General features: G+C 71.4%; 10 protein-coding genes. 6 read left to right on the top strand and 4 right to left on the bottom strand.

Annotated elements, in window-relative coordinates:
- Positions 1 to 97: 97 nt before the first annotated feature.
- Both ABFJ78_RS38005 and ABFJ78_RS38000 read left to right on the top strand, forming a co-directional pair.
- Positions 98 to 544, top strand: coding sequence for an Lrp/AsnC family transcriptional regulator (locus ABFJ78_RS38005; RefSeq protein ID WP_364461332.1), 447 nt, complete (start codon positions 98 to 100; stop codon positions 542 to 544).
- A 1-nt stretch (position 545) separates the two neighbouring features.
- Positions 546 to 1,271 carry a hypothetical protein gene (locus ABFJ78_RS38000; RefSeq protein ID WP_436392270.1) on the top strand — a complete coding sequence of 242 codons (726 nt, stop codon included), beginning with the start codon at positions 546 to 548 and terminating at the stop codon, positions 1,269 to 1,271.
- Here the strand turns inward: ABFJ78_RS38000 and ABFJ78_RS37995 are convergent.
- From ABFJ78_RS37995 to ABFJ78_RS37985, 3 genes are all read right to left on the bottom strand, one after another.
- The gene (locus ABFJ78_RS37995) at positions 1,268 to 2,266 is read right to left on the bottom strand and encodes a hypothetical protein (RefSeq protein WP_436392269.1); all 999 of its coding nucleotides are present in this window, start codon (positions 2,264 to 2,266) and stop codon (positions 1,268 to 1,270) included. The two genes, ABFJ78_RS38000 and ABFJ78_RS37995, sit on opposite strands and share 4 nt — an antisense overlap.
- A gap of 92 nt (positions 2,267 to 2,358) precedes the next feature.
- Positions 2,359 to 3,978 (bottom strand): thiamine pyrophosphate-binding protein, encoded by a 1,620-nt coding sequence (locus ABFJ78_RS37990; RefSeq protein WP_436392268.1) that lies wholly within the window; start codon positions 3,976 to 3,978, stop codon positions 2,359 to 2,361.
- Complete coding sequence (locus ABFJ78_RS37985) at positions 3,975 to 4,748, bottom strand: cyclase family protein (RefSeq protein WP_436392267.1); 774 nt, start codon at positions 4,746 to 4,748, stop codon at positions 3,975 to 3,977. Before ABFJ78_RS37985 ends, ABFJ78_RS37990 begins: the two co-directional genes overlap by 4 nt.
- A gap of 120 nt (positions 4,749 to 4,868) precedes the next feature.
- Between ABFJ78_RS37985 and ABFJ78_RS37980 the strand changes: the two genes are divergently transcribed.
- From ABFJ78_RS37980 to ABFJ78_RS37965, 4 genes are all read left to right on the top strand, one after another.
- Positions 4,869 to 5,264, top strand: coding sequence for a GntR family transcriptional regulator (locus ABFJ78_RS37980; protein ID WP_436392266.1), 396 nt, complete (start codon positions 4,869 to 4,871; stop codon positions 5,262 to 5,264).
- 11 nt (positions 5,265 to 5,275) lie between these two features.
- On the top strand, positions 5,276 to 6,154 hold the full coding sequence (locus tag ABFJ78_RS37975) for an ABC transporter ATP-binding protein (RefSeq protein ID WP_436392265.1): 879 nt from the start codon (positions 5,276 to 5,278) through the stop codon (positions 6,152 to 6,154).
- The gene (locus ABFJ78_RS37970) at positions 6,151 to 7,134 is read left to right on the top strand and encodes an ABC transporter permease (RefSeq protein WP_436392264.1); all 984 of its coding nucleotides are present in this window, start codon (positions 6,151 to 6,153) and stop codon (positions 7,132 to 7,134) included. Before ABFJ78_RS37975 ends, ABFJ78_RS37970 begins: the two co-directional genes overlap by 4 nt.
- A 183-nt stretch (positions 7,135 to 7,317) precedes the next feature.
- Complete coding sequence (locus tag ABFJ78_RS37965; RefSeq protein ID WP_436392263.1) at positions 7,318 to 10,143, top strand: RICIN domain-containing protein; 2,826 nt, start codon at positions 7,318 to 7,320, stop codon at positions 10,141 to 10,143.
- Here the strand turns inward: ABFJ78_RS37965 and ABFJ78_RS37960 are convergent.
- Positions 10,140 to 10,985, bottom strand: coding sequence for an SAM-dependent methyltransferase (locus ABFJ78_RS37960; protein WP_436392261.1), 846 nt, complete (start codon positions 10,983 to 10,985; stop codon positions 10,140 to 10,142). The two genes, ABFJ78_RS37965 and ABFJ78_RS37960, sit on opposite strands and share 4 nt — an antisense overlap.
- Positions 10,986 to 11,043 lie beyond the last annotated feature (58 nt).

The following is an 11,043-nucleotide window of genomic DNA, read 5'->3' as shown; positions in this document are numbered from 1 at the left end:
CGCAACAGGCGATGCCGGTCCAGCATCCCAGACGCAAACTTCGGCGGGACTTCGCGTCGACTGGCCCGGATTTTTGCGCGAAGTTACGCTCGGGCGCATGACCGAAGAGCCGCTCGACGCGACCGACCACGAAATCCTCGGCCTGCTGCGCGAAGACGCCCGCCGCACGCTGTCGGACATCGCGGGCCGCGTCACGCTGTCGACGGCCGCGGTCAAGCGCCGCATCGACCGGCTGCGGGAGACCGGCGTGATCACCGGGTTCACCGTGCAGGTCGACCACGCGAAGCTGGGCTGGGGGATCGAGGCGTTCACCGAGCTGCGGTTCGTCGGGAACACGAAGGTCGCGGAGATCCTGCGCACGACCACGCGGATGCCCGAGGCGCAGGCGGTGTTCACGATCGCGGGCGACCCGGACGCGCTCGTGTGGCTGCGGGTGCGGGACATGGCCCACCTGCAGAAGACGATCGACGAGATCCGCCGCCAGCACCAGGTCACCGGCACGAAGACGCTGATCGCGCTGGAATCCTGGTCGCGGGGGACCTGACGTGCTCGTGACGCTGGCCGAGCGCCCGGACCTCGCCGACGCCGTCTACGCGATCCCGTACCCGCCCGGCTCGCCGCAGTTCATGGCCGGCAGCCTGACGAGCCTGCTGGTGCGCGGCCGCCGGGTGGCGCGGCGCTGGCCGCACCTGGTGGTCGCGCTCCTCGAAGACGACCGGCCGGTCGCGCGCGGGGTCATGGTGCCGTTCCGCGGCCGCGGGTCGCTTCCCACGCGCGGCTGGGACGAAGTGGCGGTGTGGGCCGCGGAGGACGCGCTCGACGACGTCACCCCGGACACCGCGTGCGCTCTGGAGATCGCGGTGCACCCGGACCACCAGGGGCGCGGCCACTCCGGCACGGTGCTGTCGGGCATGCGCGCGGCGGCGGCCGGGCTGACGTCCCTGGTGATCCCGGTCCGCCCGCCGGACAAGGCCGCGGCGCCGGAGGTGCCGATGCGCGAGTACGCCGCCGAGACCCGGCCGGACGGCTTGCCGGCCGACCGCTGGCTGCGCACCCACGTCCGGGCCGGCGGCCGGATCGAAGCGGTGGCGCCCTGCTCGGCGACGGTCCAGGCGCCGCTCGAGGACTGGCGCCGCTGGACCGGGCTGCCGTTCGCCGACGACGGCCCGGTCCTCGTCCCGGGTGCGCTGGCCCCGGTGTTCGTGTCGACGGCCGAGGACTTCGCGGTGTACGTCGAGCCGAACGTCTGGGTGTCGCACCGGGTCGGCTAGCCGCGCAGCAGGACTCCCGACGTGCGCTCCCGCTCGAAGAAGAACTCCGGCCACGCGAGCCCGTCCGGCGGTGCGTCGATGGCGGTCGCGCGGCGGCGCAACTCGTTCAGGTAGTCCGTGTCCAAGACCGCCCGCGCCGACAGCGGTTCGCGCAGCATGGTGTCGATCGGGCCTTCGTACAAGTACGCGTCCACGCCCGGGTACCCCTTGCTGCCCGGCGGGTACTCGCGGTTCGTCGGGAAGTACGTCGTGTCGAGCGCGCCCAGCCAGGAGCTCGCGACGGGCGTCAGCGACGGCCACGAACCCAGGCGCCGCTCCAGCCGGGCATTGTCCGAAGTGAACCCGTAGTGGTCCGCCACGACGTACGCCGCGCCGGGGTACTCGCGCTCCAGCTGCGCGACCGCCGCGCTGCCGCCGTCGTGCTTCAGGTGCCCCAGCCCGAACAACATGAGCGCCTTGCGGTGCTTCTGCAGCACCTGGGTCTTCACCACCGCCGTGATCGACGCGTCCCGGTCGTGGAACGGCTCCGCGTCCGACGGGCTGTGGACCCGGCTCCAGTCGATCGGCGGATCGCCTGCCAGCACGCGGATCTTCCGCTCGGCCGGCAGCTTCGTGTTGACCTGCCGCACCAGCGCGAAGAGCTGCTCGTAGAACAGCGAGAACCCACAGCTCGGCTGGGTCGTGTCCCGCCAGACGCGGCTGACGTCCGGGACGTCGCCGCCCGCGACGTAGGTGTCCAGCATCGGCTGGAGGCGCGAGTTCCCGCACTCCACGACGACGTCGTTCACGCGGTCCGGGAAGCGGGGATCCCGGACGAGGTCGAAGACGAACGGCCCGGGGTCCGGACTGGACTTCGCGACGATCGAGTGGGTGCCGAAGGCGGCGAGCAGCGCGCCGACGGGATCGGACGGCGGCCGCGGCTGACCCGCGTCGGCCGGTGCGGCCCCCAGTGCGGCGGCCGCGAGCACGGCCAGGACGGTCTTCACCAAGCGCATGACAGCTCCCCAGAACGAAATACCTACTGTCTTACGACTGTAGGACAACTCGGTCAGCATCCAGCTCCGCCCGGGCCGCTGTCAAGGCCGGGTCAGTGCCTGAACGCCTCCGCGAGCCACCACGAACCGCCGTCGTCGGCGATCTTGGCGTCGATGACCAGCGGCGCGTCGCGCGGACCGGCCAGCCAGTCGCGCACCGCGAAGAGGTCTTCGGCCGACCGGACGGTCACGCCGTCGGCGCCGAAGCCGCGGCCGATCGCGGCGAGGTCGGAGTCGGGGAACCGGACCGTCGTCATGTCGGCGTCGCCGAAGTGGTGGATCTCCGCGCCGTAGGCGGCGTCGTTGTAGACGATCACCACGAGCGGCAGGCCGAGCCGGACCGCGGTGTCCAGTTCGGACAGTGCCATGTGGAACCCGCCGTCGCCGGTGCCGAGCACCGGCAGCCGGTCCGGGCGGGCGAGCGCCGCGCCGATCGCGGTGCCCAGGCCCAGCCCGATGCTCTGGAACGCCTGCGTGAAGCAGAACCCCTGTTCGTCGGGCACCGAGAGGTACGCGCTCGGGTAGCCCATGAAGTTGCCGGAGTCGATCGAGACGATCCGCTCGGCGGGCAGCATTTCGTCGAGCAGCTTGCTCAGCGTCCGCGGGTCGATCCGGCCGCCCTCGGAGAGGTCTTCGTGCTCGACGTCGTTCCAGCGGCCGGCCGCGATCCGGGCCGCGACCTCGTCGGTGCGGTAACCCTGCTGCTCCTTCGCCACGGCGAGGACGTCGGCGGCGGTGCCCGCCACGTTGCCGACGATCCCGAGGTCGATCGGCCGGTGCGCGCCCAGCGCACTCTGCTCGACGTCGACCTGGACGAGCTTCGCGTGCGGGCTGAGCAGCTTCCCGTGCCGCGTGGTCCACATGTTCAGCGCGCAGCCCCAGCCGACGACGAGGTCCGCGCCCAGGATCAGCTCGGCGGCCGTCGGCGACGCGAATCCGCCGGAAATGCCCATCGCGAACGGGTCGCCGTGGAACAGCCCGTGCGCGACGGCCGACGTCGCCAGCACTGCGCCGCATCGGGAAGCCAGGTCCCGCAACGGTTCCCGGCTGCCCCGGGCGCCGCGCCCGGCGATGAACACCGGCCGTTCGGCGGCCGCGAGGAGATCCGCCAGCGCGCGCACCGATCCGGCGTCCGGGCGCACCACCGCGGGCCCCGCGATGTCCGGCACGGGCGACGGCGAAGGCGCCGGCTCGGCCTGCACGTCGAGGGGCAGGTTCAGCACGACGGTCCGGCGCTGCTGCCGCGCGGTCCGGAAGGCCCGGACGGTGTCGGCGACGGCGCTCGCGGCCGAGTGCACCCGCTCCGGCACGGCACCGACGGCGGCGGCGAGCCCGTCCTGGCCGACGCGGAAGTTCGACAGCACCGACGCGCCGGCCGAGTCGGCGGTGAGCACGAGCATCGGCGTCCGGCTCTTGGCCGCCTCGGTGATGCCGGTCATCGCGTTGGTCAGCCCGCACCCCTGGTGCAGCGACAGCACCGAGACCTGCCCGCTCATCCGGGCGTAGGCGTCGGCCATGCTCGCCGCGCCGCCCTCGTGGCGGGCGGCGACGAATCGGACGCCGCCCGCGCGCAGCGCGTTCGTCACCTCGAAGTTGCCGCTGCCCACCACGCCGAACGCCGTGCGGACCCCGAGCTCGGCCAGCGTGCGGCCGACGAGTTCGGCGACGTTCACCGCTCCACCAAGGCGAGTACGCGGGCCGGGCTGCCCGAGCCGCCGACGATCGGCAGCGGTGAGACGACGAGCAGCGTGCCGGTCGGCGGCAGCGCGGCCAGGTTCTGCAGCTGCGTCAGGCCGTGCTTCCCGGCGCCCAGCAGCAGTTCGTGGCAGGGGAACATCGGCTCGAGGCCGGGCGCCTGTCCCGCGTCCGTGCCGACGGTCTCGACGCCGAGCCCGGTGATCGGGGTCTCTTCGGCGAGCCAGCGAGCGCACTCGGGCGAGACGCCGGGGGAGTGCGAGCCGGTGTCGTCGGCGTTGAGGAACGCCTCCTGGTCGTGGCTGCGCGCGTCCCAGCCGGTGCGGTAGAGCAGCCAGCCGCCGTCGGGCAGCGGGCCGTGCTCGGCCGTCCAGGCGCGAACGTCGTCGATCGAGAGCAGGAAGTCCGGGTTCTCGGCCGCCTGCGCCGAGAAGTCCAGCACGACCGCGGGCGCCACGAGCGTCTTCAGCGGCACCTGCGAAACGTCGTGACCGTCCTTTCCGGACACCCAGTGGACGGGGACGTCGAGGTGGGTGCCGGTGTGCTCGCCGGTGTGGATGTCGTTCCAGTACCACCGCGGGCCGCGCTCGTCGTAGCGGCTGATCTCCTCCAGCCGGAACGGGATCGTGTTGGCGAACGGCTCCGGCAGCTGCAGGATCGGCGTGCTCGCGCTCAGGGGAGCGGTGAGGTCGACGATCTCGACCGACCCGTCGCCGAGCGCCTTGCTCAGCCCGTCCAACAACGACATGCCTGCCTCCCGGGTGCCGGTGTGCGTCTCGATCGAGACCCTATGCCCGCCGTGCGCTGCTTGACAGCTCCGTGGTCGCGGGTGTTGTCTTAATGTCGTAAGACAATAGGAAGGTGTCGGGTGATCGAGTTCGTCCTGGACGGCCGCTCGCGGGTCGCCACGTACATGCAGCTCGTCGTCCAGGTGAAGCAGGCACTGCGGGTCGGCCTGCTGCGCCCCGGCGACCAGCTGCCGAAGGTCCGCGAAGTGGCCCAGGCGCTGGCGATCAACCCGAACACCGTGCTCAAGGCCTACCGCGAGCTGGTCCTGGAGGGACTCGCGGAAGGCCGGCCGGGGGTGGGCACGTTCGTCACCGGCAGCCTGGCCGGGCCGTCGCTGGGCAACCAGGCGCAGCTGCGCGACGAACTGGTGTCCTGGCTGGAGCGCGCCGAAGCCGCGGGGATGTCGCCCGACGACATCGCGGCCCTGATCGAGACCACGTTGCGGGGCACCGCGGTGCCCCGCAACCTTGCGTAGGGAGTTCCGGAATGGAGCTGGCCGTGCAGACCCGGGCGCTGGGCAAGCGCTACGGGCGCACCTGGGCGTTGCAGGACTGCGCGCTGGACGTGCCCGCCGGGCGGATCGCCGCACTGGTGGGCCCGAACGGCGCGGGCAAGACGACGCTGCTGCACCTGGCCGTCGGGCTGCTGCGGCCCGACGCGGGGGAGGTGCGCGTGTTCGGCCGCGACCCGCGGTCGGTGCTGGCCGACATCGGGTTCGTCGCGCAGGACACCCCGCTCTACCGCGACTTCACCGCGGCCGAGCTCGTCACCATGGGCGGCAAGCTGAACCCCCGCCGCTGGGACGCCGCGCTGGCCCGCGAGCGGCTCGCCATGCTCCGCATCCCGCCGGACAAGCCGGTCGGCAAGCTGTCGGGCGGCCAGCGGGCACAGGTCGCGCTGGCGCTGGCCCTGGCCAAGCGTCCGCGGCTGCTGCTGCTCGACGAGCCCATCGCCAGCCTGGACCCGTTGGCGCGGCGCGAGTTCATGCAGGCGCTGATGGGGGCGGTGGCCGAGAGCGAGACGACCGTCCTGCTGTCTTCGCACCTGCTCGCCGACCTCGAACGCAGCTGCGACTACCTGGTCGTCCTGCGGCAGTCCCGCGTCCAGCTGACCGGGGCGGTCGACGAACTGCTCGACACGCACCGCACGCTGGTCGGCCCGCGGGCCGGCAGCGAGTCGATCGCCGGGGTGGCGAAGGTGGTCCGCGCGAGCCACACCGAACGCCAGTCGACCCTGCTCGTCCGCCGCGGCGACGGGCCGGTCGATCCGATGTGGACGGAGCACGAGGTGACCCTGGAGGACTTGGTGCTGGCGTACCTGGCCGAAGCGACGGAGGCGCACGTGGAGTGGGGGGTGCCGGCATGATCTGGCTGACGTGGCGCCAGCACCGCAGGCAGGCGCTGTTCACCCTCGGCGCGCTGGCCGTGCTCGCCGCGATCATGGTCCCGACGGGCCTGTCGATGCACGCGAAGTACGACAGTCTCGGCCTCCCCGCGTGCCGGGCCGCGCTCGGCAGCGGGTCGCTGATCACGCAGACCGAAGCGGTGGCGCGGTGCGACAGCCTGGGCCACCAGTTCCAGCAGCAGTTCAGCGGCATGGTGTTCGTCGCGGTCCTGTTCGTCGTGCTGCCGGTCCTGGTCGGCGTGTTCTTCGGCGCGCCGCTGGTGTCCCGCGAGTTCGAGCAGGGCACCCACCGTCTCGTGTGGACCCAGGGCGTCAGCCGCCTGCACTGGGCGCTGGTGAAGTTCGGCCTGGTCGGCGCGATCACGGTGGTGCTGGCGATCGGGTACGCGCTGGGCGTGTCGTGGTGGTTCCAGCCGCTGGTGTCCGCGTCGACGGGCCGGTTGACGTACTTGTCGTTCGACGTCCAGGGCGTGGTGCCGATCGCGTACACGCTGTTCGCGCTGGCGCTGGGGATCTTCGCGGGGACGTACTGGCGCAAGGTGCTGCCCGCGATGGCGATCGCGCTGGTCGGCTTCGCGGCGGTCCGCGTGGCGATCGAGGTCCTGGCCCGGCCGCGGTACCTCCCGGCCAAGACGTTGTCGTTCTCGCCGTCGGGTACCCAGACGCCGAACCCGGCATCGGGTGACTGGGTGATGTCGGAGGGCATCCGCAACGCGGCGGGCGAGATGGTGCTGCCGGACGCGCGGATCGGCCCGTGCCCCGCGAGCGGCTGCGGCGCCGGACCCGGCCCCGCCGAGGCGGGATCGGGGGCGTACAACTGGATGGAGTACCAGCCGGGGGACCGGTTCTGGACGTTCCAGGCGATCGAGACGGGAATCTTCGCGCTCTTGGCGGCGGCGCTGGTGTACTTCGCCCTCCGCCGGCTGCGCACGATCGCCTGACCCAAGCGCCCCAAGGCGGCCTTGGTTGCGTCTGACGCACCGAAGGCCGCCTTGGTTGCGTCTGACGCACCGGAGGCCACATTGGGGCGCTTGGCGACCACCGACGAATGGCGGATTTACAACGTTGTATCAACCCGGTAAACCTACTTTTACAACGTTGTAAAGACGAGCGGAGGCCGTGCCGTGTCGCTGAACCGCAGGCAGTTCGTCACCGGAGCCGTCGCCGCCACCTTCTTGACCGGGGTGAACGCCCCTAAAGCGACCGCCGCGCCGGGCGGGCTCTACACGCCCAACGCCGCTCCGCTGAAACCCGCCGCCTTCCTGAAACTCCCTCCCGGCGCCGTCACCGCGAAAGGCTGGCTCGCCGGCCAGCTGAAGCTCCAGCTCGACGGCCTCTGCGGCCACTACGCCGAGACCTCGCACTTCCTCGACTTCGCCACCAGCGGCTGGGTCCACCCCGAGCGCCCCGGCTGGGAAGAGGTGCCCTACTGGCTGCGCGGCTACGTCGACCTCGCCGCCGTCACGAACGACGCCACCGCGAAAGCCACCGCCGCCAAGTGGATCGACGCCGTCCTCGCCACCCAGCAGTCCGACGGCTTCTTCGGGCCCACCGCGCTGCGGACCGCCCTAAACAACGGCCCGGACTTCTGGCCGTACCTCCCGCTGCTGCAAGCCCTGCGCTCCTGGCAGGAGTACACCGGCGACACCCGCGTCATCCCTTTCCTGACCCGGTTCCTCCGCTACATGAACGCCCAGGGCAAGAGCGCCTTCGACTCCAGCTGGGTGTCCGTCCGCTGGGGCGACGGCCTCGACAGCGTCTTCTGGCTCTTCAACCGCACCGGCGACACCTTCCTGCTCGACCTCGCCGACAAGATCCACGCGTACGGCGCGAACTGGGTCCGCAACCTGCCCAGCCTGCACAACGTCAACATCGCCCAGGGCTTCCGCGAGCCCGCCCAGTATGCGCTGCGCTCCGGCGAGGCGACCCTCACCCAGGCCACCTACCAGGACTACGCCACGGTCATGGCGACGTACGGCCAGTTCGCCGGCGGCGGCTTCGCCGGGGACGAGAACGCGCGGCCCGGCTTCGGTGATCCGCGGCAGGGCTTCGAGACCTGCGGGATCGTCGAGTTCATGGCGAGCCACCAGCTGCTCACCCGGCTCACCGGCGACCCCGTCTGGGCCGACCGCTGCGAGGACCTCGCCTTCAACTCCCTGCCCGCCGCGCTCGACCCGGCCGGGCGCGCCGTCCACTACATCACCAGCGCGAACAGCGTCGACCTCGACGACGTGCCCAAGAGCGAAGGCCAGTTCCAGAACGGCTTCGCCATGCAGGCCTACCTGCCCGGCGTCGACCAGTACCGCTGCTGCCCGCACAACTACGGCATGGGCTGGCCGTACTTCACCGAAGAGCTGTGGCTCGCCACGCCGGACAACGGTCTCGCGGCCGCGATGTACTCGGCCAGCAGCGTGACGGCGAAAGTCGGCGACGGCACCTCCGTGACCATCACCGAGGACACCACCTACCCGTTCTCCGAACAGGTCACCTTCACGGTCCGGACGCCGAAGCCGCTCGCTTTCCCGCTGTACTTCCGGATTCCCGCGTGGTGCGCCGCGCCGCGGCTGGTCGTCGCCGGGACGGCGGTGGCCGCGACCGCCGGACCGTCGTTCGTCAAGGTCGACCGGACCTGGGGAGGTGGCGACGTCGTCACGCTCACCCTGCCCCAGCGCACCACCACGCGGACCTGGGCGGCGAACCACGACTCCGTGTCGGTCGACCACGGCCCGCTGACGTACTCGCTGAAGATCGGCGAAAGCTACGAGAGCCTGGGCGGGACCGCGCAGTTCCCCGAGTACGCCGTGCACGCGACGACGCCGTGGAACTACGGCCTCACCGTCGGCGCCGCCCTGACGTTCTCCCCGGCGAGCGGCTCGCTGCCCGCCAACCCCTTCACCCCGGACGCCGCGCCGGTCAAGATCACCGCCACCGCGCGGAAGATCGCCGAGTGGACCGCGGACGACCAGGACGTCGTCACGCCGCTGCAGGCGTCACCGGCACGCAGCGAGGCGCCGGTCGAAACCGTCACGCTGATCCCGATGGGCGCCGCGCGGCTGCGGATCACGTCGTTCCCGACGGCGGACCCGAACGGCCACCCGTGGCTGCCCGGCGGTGGGGGAGCGGGCTTCCGGATCGTGAACCGCAACTCCGGCAAGGTCATCGGGGTGGACCAGATGTCCACTGCGGACAGTGCGCGGGTGGTGCAGTTCGCGGACAACGGGACCGACGACCACGTCTGGCACCTGGTGGCGAACGGCGACGGCTGGTACCGCGTCCGCAACCACCACTCGGGCAAGGTGCTCGGTGTCGATCAGATGTCCACCGCGGACAGCGCGCGGGTCGTCCAGTTCACCGACAACGGCACCGCGGACCACCTCTGGCAGCTTCTCGACAACGGTGACGGCTGGTGGCGGCTGAAGAACCGCAACTCCGGCAAGGTCCTCGGCGTGGATCAGATGTCCACCGCGGACAGTGCGCAGGTGGTCCAGTTCGCCGACAACGGCTCGGCCGACCACGTCTGGCGGCTCGTGCCGGACGGGCGGGTGCGGGTCGAGAACCGCAACTCCGGCAAGGTGCTCGGGCTGGATCAGATGTCCACTGCGGACAGTGCGCGGGTGGTGCAGTTCGCCGACAACGGCACCGACGACCACCTGTGGACGTTCGAAGCCGCGGCCGACGGCTGGTTCCTGATCCGCAACGCCCACTCGGGCAAGGTGCTGGGCGTGGACCGGATGTCCACCGCGGACAGCGCGATCGTCGTGCAGTTCACCGACAACGGGTCGGCCGACCACCTCTGGCGCCTGCGCGACGACGGCAGCGGCTGGTTCCGGATCGTCAACCGAAACTCCGGCAAGGTGCTCGGCGTCGACCGGATGTCCACCGCGGACAGCGCCCAGGTCGTGCAGTTCGGCGACACCGGCACCGCCGACCACCTCTGGCGGCTGCGTTAGCGCTTGACGCCGACGATCCCGGCCACGCACTTCGCCGAACCCGACAGCGGCGTGAGCCGGGGGCCGTCCGGCCACCACTCGTCGCACACCGCCAGGCCGGGGCCGGAAGTCGCGTTCGGCTGCAGGAACTCCAGGCCCGGCAGCATCGCCTCGATCTCCACGCGGGTGCGGAACCGGCCGGCGCCCAGCGGGCCCTGCACCAGGATCTGCTCGATCCGCTTCGCGATCTCGGTCAGCTCCGGCACCTCGGGGTCGAAGAAGTGCGACAGCACCACGTACGAGCCCGGGGCGAGCGCGTCGATGTACTCGCGCATGACGTCGACCGCGCCGTCGCCCTCGAAGTGGTGCATCGTGCCGACGTGCAGCAGCGCGACCGGCTCGGAGAAGTCGATGTGCTGCCGCACGTCTTCGTTGGCGAGCACCGTCTGCGGCTCGAAGATGTCCGCCTCGACCATGTGCGTGAAGTCGTTCTCCACGAGCAGCGCGCGACCGTGGGCGAGGACCACCGGGTCGTTGTCGACGTAGACGACGGTGTTGTCCTTGTCGATGCGCTGGACGATCTGGTGCGTGTTCTCCGCCGTCGGCAGCCCCGAGCCGCAGTCGAGGTACTGCCGGATCGAGGTCTGGTTCGCCAGCATCCGCAGCGCGCGGTTGTGGAAACCGCGGTTGCCGCGGGCGATGTCGACCGCTTCCGGGACCGCCGTGCGGATCTTCTCCATCACGACCCGGTCGACCTCGTAGAAGTTGTTGCCGCCGAGGAAGCCGTCGTAGATCCGCGCGATGCTCGGCCGGTCGGGGTCGACTCCCACCGGCGTCTGGCTCGGGGACAGCGTCTCGGACATGGCGACCTCGCAGGAACTTCGGCGTGGGGCCACCCAGCGTAGTAGTTCGCGTCCGCGC

This window comes from Amycolatopsis sp. MEPSY49 (genome assembly GCF_051337345.1).
In the GTDB taxonomy this organism is placed as follows: Bacteria; Actinomycetota; Actinomycetes; order Mycobacteriales; family Pseudonocardiaceae; genus Amycolatopsis.
This window is presented reverse-complemented; position numbering and strand designations above follow the sequence as displayed.